The organism is Corynebacterium tuberculostearicum, assembly GCF_022347385.1.
Classification (GTDB): domain Bacteria; phylum Actinomycetota; class Actinomycetes; order Mycobacteriales; family Mycobacteriaceae; genus Corynebacterium; species Corynebacterium tuberculostearicum_M.
Map to the genome: position 1 here is coordinate 19,994 of NZ_JAKRDT010000021.1, position 18,911 is coordinate 38,904.

The window sequence follows — 18,911 nt, forward strand, 5'->3', positions numbered from 1 at the left end:
TTGGGTTGCTGTTATCTTTTCGAGACGCTACTGTTACATCTCGTTGGTAACAAGAAGGTCACAATCTCGTAACTAACTCGGTGGGGACGTAACACTCGTTCTGCGCAGATTGTGAAAATGACGAAAGAAGACCTAATGCGAAGCAAAGTTCAGCGTGGCGTCGGCCGCCATCGCAAGATTGTCACCTCGCAGACCGCGAAGGGCCGCATTGCCGTAATGACGGTTGCAGCAGGTGCAGTTTCCACCGCCGGCGTTGGTGGCGCAGCCGCCGCAAACATCCAGTCCGATGACGCGGCCACCACTAAGACGCAGTCCGTTGACTTCGAGCTCGCCTCTGACTCCACCCAGGTTGAGGACACCGCTGCGACTCCGGTTGATACCACCCCGCAGATCCTCAACGTTGCTGAGGCTAAGCCAGTTGCCGATCTGACCGATCAGCTCAACAAGGCTATCCAGGCTTCTGAAGAGCGCGCCGCTGCCGACGAGGCTGCTCGCGCACCTTCCGTTGCCCGCCCTGCAGAAGGCGCATTCACCTCCCCATTCGCCATGCGCTGGGGCACCTTCCACAAGGGAGTCGACATCGCCAACTCTCCCGGCACCCCAATCCTTGCCGTCATGGATGGTACGGTCATCGACTCCGGTCCAGCCTCCGGCTTTGGCCAGTGGATCCGCATCATGCACGACGACGGCACCATGACCGTTTATGGTCACATGCAAACTCTTGACGTTGCCGTTGGCGAGCATGTTCACGCCGGCCAGAAGATTGCTGGCATGGGCTCGATGGGCTTTTCCACCGGATCCCACCTCCACTTCGAAGTTCACCCGAACGGTGGCGAGGCAATCGATCCGCAGCCTTGGCTGGCCGAGCGAGGCATCGACCTCTAAGGCTCACCCCCAATACCTTCTTGTTAAGCGCCGCAGTGGCTTTCCCTGCGGCGCTTTTTCATGTCCACAGATGCCCTCCCCTCAACTAGTGCACCCGCCCAGAAGGCCGCGGATTGCATCAAGTGCGCTCCAGACCTCCCCCAGGGCGCTCTACACGACGCTTGGCGCCGTCTGAGGGCTCCGCTGCCACTAGCGAACACAGCACCAGTTGGACCCTCGCCACGATCCCACAAGGGGCCAGAAACACATTCAGGCAAGTCTAGTACGCAGACTTGTCGCAGGTGAGTGGATATTTTTAACTTTTAGCCGCCGACACCGCGCGAGACTGCAGCCCCAAGCCATGGGCGCCACCCCCAAGGTCCACCCCCAGACCCTAAACCATTACTTTACAGGCACCACTCTAGCCACATTCGTAACACGCGCAACAAGCTGGCATGTTCGAATAATTTCGAATCATTTCCGCCGCTACCAGCGTTTTTTAAGATTGCGCGGCCCGTTCGAGCGGGCTAACTTTTAACTCGTTGCCACGAGCGATTACGAACGCAAGCATTTCGGCTTTCGGCGTGTCGCGGTTGGCAGTTGAAAGACGCCACCCTCTCTAGGGTTTGGGCGTCCCGAGACCATGCACAGCCATGAAAAGGACTTTAACTATGAAGCGCATGAACCGCGCACGCAAGAACGTGGCGCTAAGCATCGTTACGCTTGGCACCGTACTTGCTACCGGCACCACCGCTTTTGCTGCAGAGCCAGTGGCTAGCGTGGACGTATCGGACGGCTCCTCCGAGCCCACCGCTACGACTGTAGATGACGCCGGCGTGGTCGACGCCCTTGTTGGCCTGGCCACCACCACCGTAGGCGTACTGAACGGCGAGACCACCCCGCAGGTAGATGCAAACGAATCCGGCGGCATCAATATCGTCTTGGACCCAGGTTCTGTACCGGGCTTGAAGGAAGCTTTCGCACCGCAGGGCGACCACTCCGGCCTCACCACCAAGCGCGGCACGGACTCCGAGGGCAATACCGTGGTCTTTCCTACCACCGGCACGCTAACTTCTGGCTTTGGCCAGCGTTGGGGCACGATGCACAACGGCATCGACGTAGCTAACCCGGTGGGCACCCCGATTCACGCGGTCATGGACGGCACCGTCATCAACTCCGGCCCGGCGCAGGGCTTTGGCAACTGGATCCGCATCCAGCACGATGACGGCACCATCTCCGTCTACGGTCACATGCCGGCAGACCAGCTCAAGGTAAATGTGGGCGATCACGTGACCGCGGGCCAGGAAATCGCCGGCATTGGCAACGAGGGCCACTCCACTGGCCCGCACCTCCACTTTGAGATTCACCCAGGCGGAGGCGCCCCCGTTGACCCAGTTCCCTGGTTCAACGAGCGCGGTATTTCGGTCTAAAGCTTTTCCATCGGCACTCCGCCGATGAGCATCAGCCGGACCTTACCGGAAGAACCAAAGTCCACGGTGACCGTGGCGCGCTTGCCGGAGCCGGACGTCTCAATGACAGTTCCGAGCCCGTACTTGGCGTGATTGACGCGGTCACCCACGGCTAGGTTGAGGTTATTGTTCTTAGGCATCGAGGTCGCCGCCGGCTTGCCGGTGCGCTGCGATGGGGAAGACGCAGCGCGCCTGGCACCGCGGGATCCGCCCCGAGAACCACCACTGCCCCACCCGGACCAATCGCGGCCGTAGGAACGACCATATTGATAGTCGTCCTCGCCCCACGCACCGGTCAGGGAGCTATCGGAGTCTTCGCGCCGCCAGTTGATGAGGTCTTCTGGGACCTCGCCGAGGAAGCGGCTGGCGGGATTAGTCACCGGATTGCCCCACGCCGAGCGCAAAATGGCGCGGGTAAGATACAGCTGCTCGCGAGCGCGGGTAATGCCCACATAGGCGAGGCGGCGCTCCTCGCTCAATTCCTTCGGGTCACCGAGTGAGCGCATATGCGGGAATTGGCCATCCTCCCAGCCGGTCAAAAAGACCACGGGGAACTCAAGGCCCTTGGCGGTGTGCAGAGTCATCATGGTGACCACACCAGTCTCGGAATCAGGGATCTGGTCAACATCGGCCACCAGCGACACCTTTTCCAAGAATGCCTGCAACGAACCGGGCGCAGCTTCGCCCTCCTCTACTAGTTCGGAGGGGTCCACTGCATCCGCACCGGATGCGGCAAGCTGGTTAGCCGCCTCTGAGGTGAATTCGCGGGCCACCGATACCAACTCGTTGAGGTTATCCAGGCGGGCACCGTCCTGCGGGTCATTCGAATTTTCCAATTCCGCCTTGTATCCCGTGGCATCCAAAATGGCGGAAAGCAGCTCGCCCAAATCCGGCTGGCCGGTAACCTCATCGCGCATGGACGGGATCTGATTGCGGATGCCCTCCATCATGTCGTTGAATTTGGTGACAGCGTTAATGGCCCGAGTGCCCAGGCCAGGGACGTCGCCCCGAGGGACATCGGCAAGCGCCTTGCCAAAGCTAATGCCGTGGTTTTCCGCATGGAGGGCAATATGCCCCTGCGCCTTGTCACCAATGGCACGCTTGGGCACGTTGATAATGCGGCGCAGGCTCACCGTATCGTCCGGGTTATCCAAGATGCGCAGGTAGGCCACCATATCGCGGATTTCGCGCCGCTCATAAAAGCGCGTGCCGCCGACCACCTTGTATGGAATTCCGGAGCGGATAAAAATATCTTCCAGCGCACGGGAGGCGTTATTGGTGCGGTACATGACCGCGATATCGGAATAGCTGCGGCCCTTATCCGCCAAGGAGTCGATTTCAGAGGCGATGAACCGCGCCTCATCGTGCTCATTATCGGCAACGTAGCCTACGATCTGCTCGCCCTCACCGTGGGCGGTCCACAGGTTCTTCTCGCGACGATTCTCGTTCTTGGCGATCACGGCATTGGCCGCGTTGAGAATGGTCTGCGTGGATCGATAGTTCTGCTCCAGCAAGATGGTGTGTGCCTGCGGGTAGTCGCGCTCAAATTCCTGAATATTGCGGATGGTGGCCCCGCGGAAGGCATAAATGGACTGATCGGAATCGCCCACTACGCACAGCTCGGGGGCATCGGGGCCGAGCTCTCCCCTGCCCACGAGCGCGGCAACTAGGGCGTATTGGGCGTGGTTGGTGTCCTGGTACTCGTCGATAAGCACGTGCTTAAAGCGCCGGCGATAGAAATCCACCACCTGCTGGTGCTGGGTGAAAATCCGCACCACCTCACCGATGAGATCATCAAAGTCCACGGCATTGGCCGCGCGCAGGCGGCGCTGGTATTCGGCATAGACCTGGGCCACGGTGGTTTCAAATGGGTTCTTGGTCTGCTGCGCCTTTTCCAGTGCGGATTCGGGACCGATGAGCTCATTTTTGTGATTAGAAATCTGATTAGCCAGGACCCGCGCGGTGTACTTCTTTAGATCCAGCTGCATGTCCTTAGCAATCATGGACAATAGCCGGCGGGCATCATCGCCATCATAAATAGTGAAATTGGTATTAAGACCTGGCACCAGCTGCGCATTTTGGCGCAAGATGCGCACGCAGATGGAGTGGAAGGTAGATACCCACATGCGCTCTGCCACGGGGCCTACCAGCCCACCCACGCGCTCCTTCATTTCCGCGGCGGCCTTATTAGTAAAGGTAATGGCGAGGATCTCCCACGGATTTACCCCGCGATGGCGCATGAGATAGGCAATGCGGCGGGTAAGCACGGCGGTCTTGCCGGAACCAGCGCCGGCCACGATGAGCAGCGGGCTGCCCGAGTGGGTAACGGCCTCAAGCTGCTGTGGGTTGAGGCCCTCGGTCAAGGCATCGGGGGATTCGGATTGCGGGCTCGCTGCGCGCGGTGCGCCGAAGCCGCTAAAGGGGCTAGGGTTCGAGGCACCACCGGTGGACGGGGAAGGGCTAAAAGGAGAGTTTTCGTTCATAGTGCCTTCCAACCTACTAGCCCCACCGGACACGACCCGTTTCCGCCGTGCGAGCTGCTATTTCCTTTTGCGCGGGCGGGTGGCACAATATGGTCTTATGACCGCAGAAGATAACAAGGACATCGTCGATAACGGCTTGGACATCCGCACCCCTTCGGGAACGGATGATCCCCTTTCTGATGCGGAGATCCAACAGTATCGCGAAGAAATCAACCGCATGGACCGCATCATCTTGGACGCTGCCAAACGCCGCACGGAAGTCTCCCAGGCCATTGGCCGCACCCGCATGAACTCCGGCGGCACCCGCCTGGTCCATACGCGCGAGATCGCCATTTTGAATCAGTTCCGCGATGAACTTGGGGAAGAAGGCCCCACCATCGCTTCGGCGCTGCTGCGGATGGGCCGCGGCCGGCTGGGGTAGCCGAATAATTACGACCCAGCCGATACTATGCAGTACCCTGAATTAGCATGAATGCAGTTCTCGTCGCCGTCATAGTCATGCTCGTGCTCGCCCTCCTGCGCGTGCATGTGGTGGTAGCGCTCTTCTTAGGCGCCATCGTCGGCGGGCTCCTGTCCGGCATGGGGCTTGATGCCACCATGGTTGCCTTCCAAGACGGCTTGGGCGGCGGCGCCAAGATTGCGCTGAGCTATGCCCTCTTGGGCGCTTTTGCCATGGGCGTAGCCTCGGCCGGGCTGCCACAGGTCCTGGCTAATTTCCTCATCCGCAAGCTCGGCGGCAGCGGCGAAGCAGACCCCAAGACCGCCCTGGCTACCAAGTGGATGCTCATCCTCGGGCTCATCGCCATGTCCGTGATGAGCCAGAACCTCATCCCGGTCCACATTGCCTTCATTCCGCTCATCATCCCGCCGCTACTTACCGTGATGAATAAGCTGCGCCTAGACCGCCGGCTCATTACCACCTGCCTGACTTTTGGCCTTATTACCACCTACATGTTTATCCCGGTGGGCTTTGGCTCCATCTACTTGAATGATATCCTGCTATTTAATATCCAGCAGGCGGGGCTAGACACCTCGGATATCAATATCATGCAGGTCATGGGCGTGCCAGCGCTCGGCATGCTCGCCGGCCTACTCATCGCCATCTTCATTAGCTACCGCAAACCGCGCGACTATGAAAACCTGCCCATCACGGCGGAGGAACACCAAGAGACCCCCTCTGCCTATAAGGTGTGGGTTTCCGTCGTGGCCATCATTGCCACCTTTGCGGTGCAGATTGTCATGCAGGCGCTCGACTTCGAATCCGATGGCCTCATGGTCGGCGCGCTGACCGGCTTGGGAATTTTACTGCTTACCGGCGCGGTGGATTGGAAGCACGCGGACGATGTCTTTACCAATGGCATGAAGATGATGGCGCTCATCGGCTTCATCATGATCACCGCCCAGGGCTTTGCCTCGGTCATGACGGCCACCAATGAAGTCGGCCCACTGGTCGATGCCACCGCTAACCTCTTTGGCACCAATAAGGTCCTCTCCGCCGGCGCCATGCTGGTGGTGGGCTTGGTGGTCACCATGGGCATCGGCTCGTCCTTTTCCACCTTGCCCATCATCTCCGTTATCTATGTGCCGCTGTGCATGTCGCTGGGCTTTAGCCCCGCGGCCACCGTGGCGCTTATTGGCACCGCAGGCGCGCTTGGCGACGCCGGCTCTCCCGCCTCCGATTCCACCCTCGGCCCTACCGCGGGCCTCGGCGCGGATGGCCAGCACGACCACATCCGCGACTCGGTCATTCCCACCTTCATCCACTTCAATATTCCGCTGCTTATCGCCGGCTGGGCAGGCGCGCTCATCCTCTAAAAGGCCCCGACGCGGTGGCGCTTTCTGGACTACGGTGGGAGAGGTACATGTTGCCAATGCGCTAGTTGCCAGAAAGGCCTACCACCATGGATATCACCGCATCTGCCCAGTGGAGCGAGCTCGCGAAGGTTTATGAGGAGAAGAAAGACCTCAACCTCCGCGAGCTTTTTGCCGCCGATGCAGACCGCGCCCGCAACTTCACCTTCGACGCCGCCGGGCTGCACGTCGACCTGTCGAAGAACCTGATCGACGGGGACATCGTCAAGCAGCTGGTTGAGGTAGCCAAGGCCGCTGACCTTGAGGCCCGCCGCGATTCCATGTTCGCCGGCGAGCACATCAATAACACCGAGGACCGCGCCGTGTTGCATACCGCGCTGCGCATCCCGGCCGAAGATGACTTGACCGTTGACGGCCAGGACGTTGCCGCCGATGTCCACGAGGTCTTGGGCCGCATGCGTGATTTTGCCACCGCGCTGCGCTCCGGCGCGTGGCTGGGGCATACCGGCCACACCATTAAAAAGGTAGTCAACATCGGCATTGGTGGCTCCGACCTTGGTCCGGCCATGGCGGCCAAGGCACTGCGCTCCTATGAGGTCGCTGGCATCTCGGCCGAGTTCGTCTCCAACGTTGACCCGGCCGATATGGCCGCCACGCTCGATGGTCTGGATGCAGAATCTACCCTATTCATCATCGCCTCCAAGACGTTTACCACCCAGGAGACGCTGACCAATGCGCACGCCGCCCGCCGCTGGCTCATCGAGCAATTCGATGGTGATGAATCTGCCGTGGCCAAGCACTTCGTCGCCGTGTCCACCAACGCGGAGAAGGTAGCCGAGTTCGGCATCGATACCGAGAACATGTTCCCGTTCTGGAACTGGGTCGGCGGCCGCTACTCCGTAGATTGCGCCATCGGCCTGTCCCTCATGTGCACCATCGGCCCGATGGACTTCATGCGCTTCCTCGAGGGCTTCCACGCCATGGACGAGCACTTCCGCACCACCCCACTGGAAGAAAACGTCCCGGCACTCATGGGCCTCCTCGGTGTCTGGTACACCAACTTCTTCGGCGCCCAGACCCACGCCGTGCTGCCCTACTCGCAGGACCTGGGCCGTTTCCCGGCCTACCTGCAGCAGCTGACCATGGAATCCAACGGTAAGTCCGTGCGCCGCGACGGCACCGCGGTCACCGCCCCGTCCACCGGTGAAATCTACTGGGGCGAGCCGGGCACCAATGGCCAGCACGCCTTCTTCCAGCTCATGCACCAGGGCACGCGCCTCATCCCGGCGGACTTCATCGGATTCGCCCGCCCGAAGCAGGACTTCCCCACCGCCGATGGTTCCGGCTCTATGCATGACCTGCTCATGGGCAACTTCTTTGCGCAGACCAAGGTGCTGGCCTTTGGCAAGACCGCAGAGGAAATCGCGGCCGAAGGCGTAGACGAGGCCGTCGTGCCGCACAAGGTCATGCCGGGCAACCGCCCGACCACCACCATCCTGGCCGAGGAGCTGACCCCCGCCGTGCTCGGCGCGCTCATCGCCCTCTACGAGCACATCGTGTTTACCCAGGGCGTTATCTGGGATATCAACTCCTTCGACCAGTGGGGCGTGGAGCTGGGCAAGCAGCAGGCCAATGACCTGGCCCCGGCCGTCTCCGGCGCTGAGGCTGCCGACTCCGGCGACCAGTCCACCGATGAGCTCATCGGTTGGTACCGCTCCAACCGCTAAAGCCCACTTTGAGCCGCGTTATCCCCTCCCACCCACTCGGCGGAGCGAATAACGCGGCTGCTTTATGGCCTCGCTCGCCCCACGGCGATGTAAAACAAGCACGTTCTGCCCCAAATCAGCGCGAAATCGGGCGGAACGTGCTTGTTTTGTCAGCGGAATGCGGTTTAGAGCTTAACCATCGGCTCCCAGCCGAAGGGAATGTCCTCCGAGTTCACAATCCGGCGGCCGAACGGGAAGCAGGTCACCGGGATCATCTTCAGGTTGGCCAGCGCGGCCGGGATGCCCACGATGGTCACTACCTGTGCCGCTGCGGTGGTGACGTGGCCAATGGCCAGCCACAGGCCGGCGACCACGAACCAGACGATATTGGAGAAGGTGGACATGGAGCCGCTGCCCTTGACCGGCTGCACTACCGAGCGGCCAAATGGCCACAGGGCGAAGTTAGCCATGCGGAACGACGCCACGCCCGCGGGGATAGTAACGATGAAGATGCAGGCGATAATGCCAAAGATGAAGTAGGCCAGGGCTAGAAGGAACCCGCCGGTGATGAACCAAATGATATTGAGAAGGGTACGCATAGCCCCCACCCTAGCGGGCTACGCCGCGGGGTGAAGCGGCTGGCAATGCGGGCACCACCAGATGATGCGCTCGAGTTCGCCTTCGTCGCCGCCCTGGTCCACGCCGCCGAGCGCGCCCTTGGTAATGAACGTGCCGCAGCGGCGGCAGCGCTTGCGGTTGCGGCCGAAGACATAGGTGGTCTCCCCGGCGCGGCGCACCCCCGTGGTTACGCGCACCGGGGAGGTGCGATTGGCCCACATGATGCGCCGGGAAATATCGAGGATGCGGGCGGTATCGACCTCGGCTACTGGCGTGGCGGGATGCACGCCGGCCAAGAAACACGCCTCGGCGCGGTATTCATTGCCGATCCCGGCGACGACTTTTTGGTCTAGCAGCGCCGCACCGATGGCTCGCTGCGGCCGGGAGCTAAGCCGGCGCAGTGCTTCCTCGCGGTCCCAGTCGGGGTCGAGAATATCCGGACCGAGGTGCGCGATGCGCTGGTGGTAGTGGTCGGCGGGATAGATGTCCACGAAGCCCAACTGGTGGCCAACGACCTCGATATCGCGCGGCGAATTGGCCAACTGCAGCACGATGCGGGCGGTATGCCCAGGCTTGCGCCAGCGATCGCCTGCGTAGTGGATGGCCCAAGTGCCTTCCATCTTGAGGTGGGTGTGCACGATGGTCTGGTCGAATTGCATGAATAGGTGCTTGCCGTAGGGCCAGACGCGCTCGCATACCATGCCGTCGAGGTGAACGGTGGCATAGCGCGGCACGCGCACGGAGCAGCCGGTGACTTCGCGGCCGGTCATGAACTGCAGTCGGTTGGATAGCTGCAGGACGGAATCGCCTTCGGGCATAACACCTCCTGTGGATCTTTAGCGACGGTACCCGCCGCGCGGGCGGAAACCACCATTATTGCGCGGAGCGGGCGGTGGGTCATCAAAACTGAGTTCTTCGATGGCCTCGCTGGCGCGGCGCCCAGCGCGTGGGGTGCGCGGAGCGGCTGCGCGAGCGGAGATGCGCACGCCCTTCGGCGTAATCCCGGCGCCGGCTTCGCGCAAGTGGGCCGCCGCATCGGTCTTATGGATGGGACTGCCATTGCACTTTTCGACGACCAACGGGGACAGCACTCCCCTTGCCACCATATCCGTGAGCGCGGAAACCAAGCGGGGATATACCTCGGCGGGGTCGATGCCATCGGGCAGCGATTCGATAAAGGTGGTGAGGGTTTTGCCGCCGCGGGTGAGGTGGGCGATGGGTAGGCCGTCGATAAGCACTACCAGCGCACCGGCCGAACGGGTGGGCCCGCCGGTGGCTTTGCCGTCGGCATCATCGCGCTGCGGCCACGGCAGGGCCGCACCGTAGGGATTGGCCGGGTCGCAGGCGGCGAGGACAAAGGTCTCGGGCTCGGTGGTACCAGACGGCCAACCGGTAACATCCGGGGAATCGGCCAGCCCACGCAGGCGGTCGATAATGGCGGGCGTGGAGAATTGCGCGGCGCCGAGCCCATCGATGACGTAGCCGCGCATGGCCTTGCCGGATTCCTCGAAGCCGGAGAGCACCTTATAGGCCAGCGCAAAGCCGCCGAGCACATCCTCGGCCACGACGGAGCCGCGGGTGAGCACGCCGTAGCGGTCGAGCCAGGCCTCGCCGTGGGCGACGGACCGGGAGGTGGCATCGGTAGCGGCGGAAACCGCGAGCGACCACCGGCCCATGACATCGGGCGGAGTCCCCGCGCCCGCGGCGTTCTGCACCTGTGCGAAGGAGGTGCGTCCCATGCGCAGGCGGGAGCGGGTGGGCCGCCGCTTTGAGCGATGCGCGGTGCGGCCTGAGCGCGAGCCGCCGGAAGACAGTCGGGTGCGAATAGGCGCGAAAGAATCGGGGCTTACCAGGCCCATCTCCACTAACCCCCAGAGGGCCTCGCGGGTCTCCTCGGTGGTACCGGGGGCCTCGGCGGCAATATCGGCAAAGAGGAAGCCACCGCCGCGGCTGAGGACATCGAGGATGGAGCGCTGCACCATGCTGACGCCCTCGGCATCCGTTTCCGGGGCGAGTTGAGCAGCATAGTCTGAGGGCAACAGCATGATCCAGGGGTCAGCCGTGCCGGCCTTGCCAGCACCCACAATGAGCACCTCGCCATTGGAGGTGAGCTCATCGAGCATGGTGGGTGAATAATCGCCCACCCGGCCGGGCAGGATGAGCGATTCCCACGCAGAGGCGGGCAGGCGCACCCCGGCGAGCTGCTCGATGACGGAAAAGACGCCATCGGCACCGCGCAGGGCCGGGCGCTTTCCAGCCGGTGCGATGCTATGCCACTCCGGCAAGAAACGGGCGAAGGTAGCACCCGAGACCGGCTCGGTAGCAGCCCGCGCGGCGGCGAGCGAGCGCGAGCGAATCGTCTTGAGCACCGCCGCGGCGCAATACTCCTGCTCCTCCACTCCCTGGCGGTAGCGGCCTTCTACTACCCCATCGAGCGCGCCGAGGACAGTGTGCGCGGCGGAGACGGATATGCCGAAGGCCGCGGTGAGATCGCGCAGAACAAACGGACCGCGGGTGCGCGCCCACCGCGAGACCAGCTGTGGCAGGGCATCGGAAATGGTGGCCACTTGGGCAGGGATGCCGGGAGGAATGGGGATGCCTAGGGCGTCGCGAAGCAGGGGTGCATCCTGGGCCTGGGCTAGGTGCTCGCGCCCGCCAATGCGCACGCGCATAATCCGCGTGCCCAGCTGGTCCAGGGCGGATAACGGGACGTCGGTATGCTCGCCCAGCTCGTCTACGGGAATCGGCCCCAGCACGCGCAGGAGGTCCACTACTTCTTCGGTGGTACGAGCCCGGCGCGAAGGATCGGTGCGCTGCAGCTGGGCATGGACCTCGGCGATGATCTCCGGATCGAGCAGCTCGCGCAGCTCTACCGTGCCGAGCAGCTTGGCTAAAAGCGCTGGGTCGAGGGCCAGAGCAGCCGCGCGCTTTTCCGCCAACGGGGAATCGCCCTCGTACATAAACGCGCCGGTGTAGTTAAAGAGCAGCGACGAGGCAAAGGGCGAAGGTTGCTCGGTGGTGACCTCCGCGATGCGGATGCGGCGATGGCCCAGCTCCCGCATGACCTCCGTAAGCGCCGGCACATCGTAGACGTCCTGGACACACTCGCGCACCGTCTCCAAGATGATGGGGAAGGACGGATACTTGCGGGCGACGTCCAAAAGCTGCTCGGCGCGCTGGCGCTGCTGCCACAACGGCGCGCGCTTGCCGGGATTGCGCCTGGGCAAAAGCAGCGCGCGGGCCGCGCACTCGCGGAACCGGGAGGCAAAGAGCGCGGAATTGCCCACTTGCTCTGCCACGATATCGGCAATCTCATCGGCATCGAAGGCAAAGATGGATCCATCGGGCTCGGATTCTGCCTCCGGCAGGCGCAGCACGATGCCGTCATCGCCGGCCACCGCCTGCGGGTCCATGCCGGTGCGCTCGCCTACCCGGGAGCCTACGGCAAGCGCCCACGCCGAGTTCACCGGCCGGCCAAACGGGGTATGCAGCACCACGCGCCAATCGCCCAGCTCATCGCGGAAGCGCTCGAGCACCAATGTCTTTTCATCCGGGATAACACCGGTGGCCTCGTTTTGCTCCTGCAGGTAGGCCACGATATTAGAGCGCGCATTATCATCAGCATCCGCAATAACTTCCGGCGAGCTAAAGACCTCGCGGCGGTACTCACCCAGGGCCTTGCCCAGCTCATAGGGGCGCCCCGCACCATCGCCATTCCAAAAGGGCAGGCGGCCGGTATGCCCCGGCGCGGGGGTGACCAGTACCTGGTCGCGCGTGATGTCCTCGATGCGCCAACTGGTCGCACCCAGGGTGAAGACATCGCCCACCCGGGACTCGTAGACCATCTCTTCATCCAACTCGCCTACCCGGCGCGGGGCGCCACCGGAGCTCTCACCGGCGCCGGTATAGAGGAATACGCCAAACATGCCCCTATCCGGAATCGTGCCGCCGCTGGTCACGGCCACGCGCTGGGCGCCAGGCCGCGCGGTCATCACGCCAGAAACACGGTCATAGACCACGCGGGGCTTGAGCTCGGCAAAGTCCGTGGACGGGTACACGCCGCTGACTAGGTCCAGCACGGAGTCATAGACCTCGCGCGCCAGATCGCGGTAGGGCCAGGCCCGGCGGACCATCTCGTACCACTCATCGGCATCGAGCCCATCGTCCCCAGCCGCGGCCACCGCCGCCACCGTCTGCTGCGCCAGCACGTCCAGCGGGTTGCGCGGAGTATGCATCTCCTCAATAAGCCCGGCGCGCATGCGCGCTACCGTCAGCGTGGACTGCACTAGATCTGCGCGGTGCTTGGGATAGAAGGAGCCATGCGAGACCGCCCCCACAAAGTGACCGGCGCGGCCCACTCGCTGCAGGCCGGAGGCTACCGATGGTGGAGATTCCACCTGTACTACCAGCTCCACCGCACCCATATCGATGCCCAGCTCCAGCGAGCTGGTGGCCACCACGGCCTTGAGCGTTCCTTCTTTCAGCATGGTCTCTGTCATCGCGCGCTCATCCTTAGACACCGAGCCATGGTGGGCGCGGGCGATGACGGCCGGGGCCTTGCCGGCGACGTCGACCTGCTTCATCAGCTGGGCCGGGTCGCGCCGAGTCTCTGGCGAGAGCGATGCCGGATCGTGCTCGGCCGCATAGAGCTCATTGAGCCGGCTGGTCAGCCGCTCGGCGGTGCGGCGGGAATTGACGAATACCAACGTGGAGCGGTGCGCCATGATCTCCGCATAGAGGTCATCTTCAATAAACGGCCAGATGGACTTGGCCGTGGGCAGCGCGGATTCCTCCACGGAGAGCGCGCTAATCCCGATGGCATCATCCACGGTCATCTCCCCGATGGTGGAGCCTTGCTCCGGCGTGGGGAGATCGGACATATCCTCCACGGGCACGTGCACATCCAGCTGCCACTTCTTTTCCGCGTCAGGAGCCACGATCTCCACCGGCCGGTTGCCGCCCAAGAAATTCGATACCGCAGACAGCGGCCGCACGGTGGCAGAAAGCCCGATGCGCTGGAAGTCCCCTGCCACCTGCTGCAGGCGCTCCAAGGTCAGCGCTAGGTGCACGCCGCGCTTGGTACCGGCCAGAGCATGGATCTCATCGATAATGACGGTATCCACCGATTTCAAAATCCCCGCCGCCTTGGAGGTCAGCATCAAATATGCCGACTCCGGGGTGGTAATCAAGATATCCGGCGGCTTGCGCACCTGCCGCGCACGCTCGGCAGACGGGGTATCGCCCGAGCGCACGCCTACCGATATATCCGGCACGTCCAGCCCTAGGTTCTCCGCGGTGCGCGCGATGCCGGTCAGCGGGGCGCGCAGGTTATTTTCCACGTCTACGCCCAGCGCCTTGAGCGGCGAGATATACAGCACCTTCACCCCGGCGGCGGAGCCAGCAGTCCCTGAACCCACCGGCAGCGCCAGCTGGCCTTCGCGCTCGACCAAATTATTCAGCGCCCACAAGAACGCAGCGAGCGTCTTACCGGAGCCGGTAGGGGCGACTACGAGGGCATGCTCACCGCGGGAAATCTTCTCCCAGGCCTGCGCCTGCACTGCGGTGGGGGCGGCAAATACATCCCGAAACCACTGCGCTACTTGGGGCCGGAAGCGGTCGAGGATGTTTTCTGGCATGCCCACACTCTAGTCCGCGTTGTAATGTGGGCACCATGACCGTCGAGATTTCTGATTCCCGCCTGACCAATTCCCTTGCCCAGGGCTGCGGTGAGATCCTGAAAGGCGTGCGCAACGGGGGCCTGCTACGGGGCCTTTCGCTTGGCGACGCCGGCGATGAAGCCGCCCAAGAATGGATCGCCCGCGTCCTCGAGCAGCACCGTCCCCAGGACGGCATGCTCTCTGAGGAGGCCGCCGATGACCTTAGCCGCTTGAAGAAGGACCGCGTGTGGATCGTGGACCCGCTCGATGGCACCAAGGAATTTGCCACCGGCCGCCAGGACTGGGCGGTGCACATTGCCCTCGTAGAAAACGGCATCCCCATCCACGCGGCGGTGGGCCTGCCGGATCTCGGCGTTACCTTTAAGTCCTCGGACGTTCGCGCGGTCACCGGCCCGCTGTCCAAGAAGTTCGTCATCTCCCGCAACCGCCCGCCCAAGGTAGCCGGATACATCGCGGAGAAGATGGGCTATGAGACCGTGGGCGTCGGCTCCGCGGGCGCGAAGGCCATGCACGTGCTGCTCGGTGATTATGACGGTTATATCCACGCCGGCGGCCAGTACGAGTGGGATCAGGCCGCTCCGGTGGGCGTCGCCCAAGCCTCCGGTCTGCACTGCTGCCGCCTCGATGGCTCCGAAATCCGCTTCAATAATGAAGACACTTTCATCCCGGATATCCTCATCTGCCGTCCTGAGCTTAAGGATGAAATCCTGGAGCATGCCCAGGCCTTTGCCGCGGAGCACGGCGGATTCTAAACTAGTGCGCATGATTGAGACCCCGTACGAGGATCTGCTGAAGAAGGTCCTAGAGACCGGCACCCCCAAAGGCGATCGCACCGGCACCGGCACGCGCTCCATATTTGGTGCGCAGCTGCGCTATAACTTGGCCGAGTCCTTCCCGCTGCTGACCACCAAGAAGGTTTACTTCCATGCGGTGTTGGGCGAGCTTTTGTGGTTCCTCAAAGGCGACTCCAATATTAAGTTCCTGCAGGACAATAAGGTCCGCATCTGGAATGAGTGGGCGGATGACAATGGCGAGCTGGGCCCGGTCTACGGCGTGCAGTGGCGCTCTTGGCCTACCCCGGACGGCCAGCACATTGATCAAATCCAGCAGGCGCTCGACACCCTGATGAATAACCCGGATTCCCGCCGCAATCTGGTCTCCGCGTGGAACGTCGCGGAGCTAGACAAGATGGCACTGATGCCCTGCCACCTGCTCTTCCAGCTCTACGTGGCCGATGGCACCTTGTCCATGCAGGTCTACCAGCGCTCGGCCGATATGTTCTTGGGCGTCCCCTTTAATATCGCCTCCTACGCGGCGCTGACCCACATGTTTGCCCAACAGGCCGGCCTCAAGGTGGGCGAGCTCATCTGGACCGGCGGCGATTGCCATATCTATAACGACCACGTGGAGCAGGTCAAAGAGCAGCTCTCCCGCGAGCCGCGCCCCTACCCGCAGCTCAACCTCCACAAGGCGGAAGACATGTTCTCCTATGACTTCACCGACTTTGAGATTGAAGGCTACGACCCCCACCCCACCATCAAGGCACAGGTATCCGTTTAATGTTGGGCGCAATCTGGGCACAGTCCCTCGATGGAATCATTGGCGATGGCAAGCAAATGCCCTGGCACGTGCCGGAAGACCTCAAGCACTTTAAGGACGTGACCATGGGCGCGCCGGTCATCATGGGCCGCAAGACGTGGGAGTCCCTCAACCCCAAGTTCCGCCCCCTTCCCGGACGCGAGAACTACGTGCTCTCCTCCCGCGCCCCCGGCCAGTGGTCCGCCGGTGCCCAGGTCATCACCGCTATGCCCCCGCTTTCCGACGCCTGGGTTACCGGCGGCGGCCAAATCTACACCGCCACCTTGGACCAGGTGGACCGCATTGAGGTCACCCTCATGGGCGTTAATATCGGAAGCACCTACGGCGAGAAGTCCATCTACGCCCCCGCCATCCCCGATGAGTTCGGCCTGGCCCACAGCACCGACTGGCTCACCTCCGCCAAGGGCCACCTGGCCCTGCCGGACCAAGAGGCCAGCGATCTCCCCATCAAGTACCGCTTTTTAACCTACGACCGAAAGGACGCAGCCTAATGTCTGTTACTACCCCAGAAACCAACTCCGACGTCACCATCTTCTACGCCGACTGGTGCCCGTTCTGTGCCAAGCTCATCAAGAACCTGGACCGCACCGAAACCCCGTACGAGCTTGTCGACGTCGAGGGCGACAACACCGACGACATCAACGCCTGGATCGAATCCGTCAATGACGGCAACCGCATCATCCCCACCGTCCTCTACTCCGACGGCACCCACGAGACCAACCCACCGGCCTCCTCCGTGCGCAATAAGCAGAAGGAATTGGCCGAAAGCTAACCCACACCCCAGCCATTTCGGGGCACTCCTGCCCCACTGCTATGATTAGCCAAGTTGCACACGCAACCCCGCCCCAGTAGCTCAGGGGATAGAGCACGGCTCTCCTAAAGCCGGTGTCGGTGGTTCGAATCCACTCTGGGGCACCATGTGAAGTCTCGAGACATCGTTCCGGTCGATGCCTCGAGATTTTTCGTTTTCAGTTGCCCTGTTGGGGGTCAAGTTCGTTGTCTTTCTTGTTGTAATAGATCTTTTCTTCGGCGAGTGTGTAGGCGGCGATTTGTGCCCCAGTGGTGGTTATTTTGATGCTTACGCGGTTGTCGATGCAGACCATGGTGATTGGTTCGCCGCCCCATCGGCGCCCGATGTAGAGGCGGCGTAGTTTGCCACCCCATCGCAGGGTTGTCTTGCCGTTGGTGCCTACTTTGTCAGTGCGTAGGCGGTAGTCGTGGTCTGGTTTGATGTCTGCTGGGAGAGCTTTGGGCTGAAGTGCCCCGAGTTTTGTTCCTAGGCATTTGCCTTGATTTCTATTATTTCTTGCGGCGGGTTCTGCTTCCAAAAATCGGTTTCCACTTCGACTGGGGTTCGGTATCCCAAGCTTTGGTGAAGCCTCATCTCGTTCCACCATGACACCCACTCGAACGTCGCGATTTCTACCTCGACAACATCATCCCACCTGCGAGTATGGATCAGCTCGTTCTTGTAGGAGCCGTTAACGTTTTCAGCCAGAGCATTGTCATAAGAATCCCCGACAGTTCCGGTGGAAGCGGCAATCCCATGCTGGGCAAGGCGCTCGTTGTAGACCACGCTGACGTACTGCGAGCCGTGATCCGAATGGTGAATGAGACCTGTTGTTTCCTCAGCACACACGATCGCCTGATTAAGAGCTTGCAGCGGCAACGCTTCGGTGCGCATCGAGTCTGATAACGCCCACCCAACGATCCGTCGAGAGTAAACGTCGGTGACAAACGCGGCATACACAAAGCCTTTCTTCGTGCGCACATACGTAATGTCAGCCACCCACAGCCTGTTCGGGCCCTGAGCTTTGAACTCACGCTCGACCAAGTCCGGGCGCAGATCAGGCACATTAGGCTTACGGGTTGTAAGAGGTGATCTGCCTTTGCCTTTGCCAGAAACACCGGCCAAGCGCATTAAACGGGCAGTTTGTTCACGACCGATATCAATTCCGTCACGGCGGAGAGCATGCCACATTTTCCGTACACCGTAGACACCGTAATTATCCCGATGAACAGTTCTAATGCGTTCGACCAGCACAGCATCACGAAGGCGACGAGCACTTAACCCACGGGCCTTGGACTGGCGATAGCCACGCGAGGTGATGAACCCACCAGCCCGGTTATTCTTCAACGTCTTACAGATGAACTCGACAGAGAAACGAACCCGGTATTCATCGATGAACCGGATCATTTCCGACGTTTTGGGTCGAGTTCCGACGCGAAAAAAGCTGAAGCGGCCTTCAGCAGCTCATTAGTGTCGCGTAGCTCTTGATTTTCACGACGCAGCCTCGCGTTTTCCGCGGCCAAATCTTCAGGCACAGGTTCTGGGATGTTTCCCGCACGACGGGCCTGTTGAGTCCATTGACGGGCCGTATGCCATGAAACCCCCAACTTAGGAGCTACTGCCTGGCACGCGGCTTGCATCGACATATTTTCCGCCAAGATGCGATCTTCCACGAGACGGACCACACGGTCCTTTGCATCCTGGTCAAATTTTCTTGGCATATTCCAGATTTTCCCATCTACTTAAACGGAACAAAACCTGGGACACTTCAGGGCAGTGCTGTGTAGGCTTCTGCGGGGGTGGTTCTGTTTAGGGCTCTATGGGGGCGTTTGTGGTTGTAGTATTCGATGATTTCTTTTAGCTGAGAGTTGAGTTCATCGAGACTTTGAGCT

At 61.6% G+C, this 18,911-nt stretch carries 14 protein-coding genes, 1 tRNA gene and 2 pseudogenes; 10 read left to right on the forward strand and 7 right to left on the reverse strand.

Features of this window, described 5'->3' with window-relative positions; translation table 11 throughout:
• Nucleotides 1-135 precede the first annotated feature (135 nt).
• Together MHK00_RS10470 and MHK00_RS10475 are read left to right on the forward strand one after the other, a co-directional pair.
• Complete coding sequence (locus MHK00_RS10470) at nucleotides 136-885, forward strand: M23 family metallopeptidase (RefSeq protein WP_005328086.1); 750 nt, start codon at nucleotides 136-138, stop codon at nucleotides 883-885.
• 650 nt (nucleotides 886-1,535) lie between these two features.
• A complete protein-coding gene (locus MHK00_RS10475; RefSeq protein WP_250411700.1) occupies nucleotides 1,536-2,294 on the forward strand; it encodes a M23 family metallopeptidase in 759 nt (252 codons plus the stop codon).
• Here the strand turns inward: MHK00_RS10475 and pcrA are convergent.
• On the reverse strand, nucleotides 2,291-4,816 hold the full coding sequence (gene pcrA / locus MHK00_RS10480) for a DNA helicase PcrA (RefSeq protein WP_250411702.1): 2,526 nt from the start codon (nucleotides 4,814-4,816) through the stop codon (nucleotides 2,291-2,293). The genes MHK00_RS10475 and pcrA overlap by 4 nt on opposite strands.
• 97 nt (nucleotides 4,817-4,913) lie before the next feature.
• On the opposite strand from pcrA, the gene MHK00_RS10485 reads away from it, so the two are divergent.
• The 3 genes from MHK00_RS10485 to pgi all read left to right on the forward strand — a co-directional run bounded on the left by MHK00_RS10485 (nucleotide 4,914) and on the right by pgi (nucleotide 8,355).
• Entirely contained in the window at nucleotides 4,914-5,237 is a 324-nt protein-coding gene (locus MHK00_RS10485) for a chorismate mutase (protein WP_005323805.1), read from the forward strand.
• 47 nt (nucleotides 5,238-5,284) lie between these two features.
• Nucleotides 5,285-6,631 carry a Na+/H+ antiporter family protein gene (locus MHK00_RS10490; RefSeq protein WP_250411704.1) on the forward strand — a complete coding sequence of 449 codons (1,347 nt, stop codon included), beginning with the start codon at nucleotides 5,285-5,287 and terminating at the stop codon, nucleotides 6,629-6,631.
• Between the two features lie 86 nt (nucleotides 6,632-6,717).
• Nucleotides 6,718-8,355: a glucose-6-phosphate isomerase gene (gene pgi, locus MHK00_RS10495; protein WP_250411706.1), complete on the forward strand. Its 1,638-nt coding sequence runs from the start codon at nucleotides 6,718-6,720 to the stop codon at nucleotides 8,353-8,355.
• Nucleotides 8,356-8,519: 164 nt separating this feature from the next.
• On the opposite strand, the gene MHK00_RS10500 is transcribed toward pgi, so the two are convergent.
• Genes MHK00_RS10500 through MHK00_RS10510 form a run of 3 tightly spaced genes read right to left on the reverse strand, consistent with a single transcriptional unit; the run spans nucleotide 8,520 to nucleotide 14,588 of the window.
• A complete protein-coding gene (locus MHK00_RS10500) occupies nucleotides 8,520-8,933 on the reverse strand; it encodes a YccF domain-containing protein (RefSeq protein WP_236882525.1) in 414 nt (137 codons plus the stop codon).
• Between the two features lie 18 nt (nucleotides 8,934-8,951).
• Nucleotides 8,952-9,770, reverse strand: coding sequence for a DNA-formamidopyrimidine glycosylase family protein (locus MHK00_RS10505; protein ID WP_250411707.1), 819 nt, complete (start codon nucleotides 9,768-9,770; stop codon nucleotides 8,952-8,954).
• 18 nt (nucleotides 9,771-9,788) lie between these two features.
• Entirely contained in the window at nucleotides 9,789-14,588 is a 4,800-nt protein-coding gene (locus tag MHK00_RS10510) for an ATP-dependent helicase (protein WP_250411710.1), read from the reverse strand.
• 35 nt (nucleotides 14,589-14,623) lie between these two features.
• Here MHK00_RS10510 and MHK00_RS10515 point away from each other — a divergent pair, with 35 nt between their 5' ends.
• The 5 genes from MHK00_RS10515 to MHK00_RS10535 all read left to right on the forward strand — a co-directional run bounded on the left by MHK00_RS10515 (nucleotide 14,624) and on the right by MHK00_RS10535 (nucleotide 17,147).
• The gene (locus MHK00_RS10515; protein WP_250411712.1) at nucleotides 14,624-15,382 is read left to right on the forward strand and encodes a 3'(2'),5'-bisphosphate nucleotidase CysQ; all 759 of its coding nucleotides are present in this window, start codon (nucleotides 14,624-14,626) and stop codon (nucleotides 15,380-15,382) included.
• Nucleotides 15,345-16,190: a thymidylate synthase gene (locus MHK00_RS10520; RefSeq protein WP_285439627.1), complete on the forward strand. Its 846-nt coding sequence runs from the start codon at nucleotides 15,345-15,347 to the stop codon at nucleotides 16,188-16,190. Before MHK00_RS10515 ends, MHK00_RS10520 begins: the two co-directional genes overlap by 38 nt.
• A complete protein-coding gene (locus MHK00_RS10525) occupies nucleotides 16,190-16,720 on the forward strand; it encodes a dihydrofolate reductase (protein ID WP_250411716.1) in 531 nt (176 codons plus the stop codon). The genes MHK00_RS10520 and MHK00_RS10525 overlap by 1 nt, the downstream gene beginning before the upstream one ends.
• On the forward strand, nucleotides 16,720-17,001 hold the full coding sequence (locus MHK00_RS10530; protein WP_250411718.1) for a glutaredoxin domain-containing protein: 282 nt from the start codon (nucleotides 16,720-16,722) through the stop codon (nucleotides 16,999-17,001). Before MHK00_RS10525 ends, MHK00_RS10530 begins: the two co-directional genes overlap by 1 nt.
• Before the next feature lie 70 nt (nucleotides 17,002-17,071).
• Nucleotides 17,072-17,147: transfer RNA gene (locus MHK00_RS10535), tRNA-Arg, on the forward strand.
• Nucleotides 17,148-17,197: 50 nt separating this feature from the next.
• On the opposite strand, the pseudogene MHK00_RS10540 reads toward MHK00_RS10535, so the two are convergent.
• The 3 genes and pseudogenes from MHK00_RS10540 to MHK00_RS10550 form a co-directional block, all read right to left on the reverse strand.
• A pseudogene (locus MHK00_RS10540) lies at nucleotides 17,198-17,536 on the reverse strand (IS481 family transposase); the annotation flags it as partial.
• A protein-coding gene (locus MHK00_RS10545; RefSeq protein ID WP_250411720.1) for an IS3 family transposase occupies nucleotides 17,506-18,740 on the reverse strand; the annotation gives its coding sequence in 2 pieces (ribosomal slippage) (nucleotides 17,506-18,452 and nucleotides 18,452-18,740; 1,236 coding nt in all). The pseudogene MHK00_RS10540 and the gene MHK00_RS10545, both read right to left, overlap by 31 nt.
• A 50-nt stretch (nucleotides 18,741-18,790) precedes the next feature.
• Nucleotides 18,791-18,911: pseudogene (locus tag MHK00_RS10550) on the reverse strand (integrase core domain-containing protein); the annotation flags it as partial.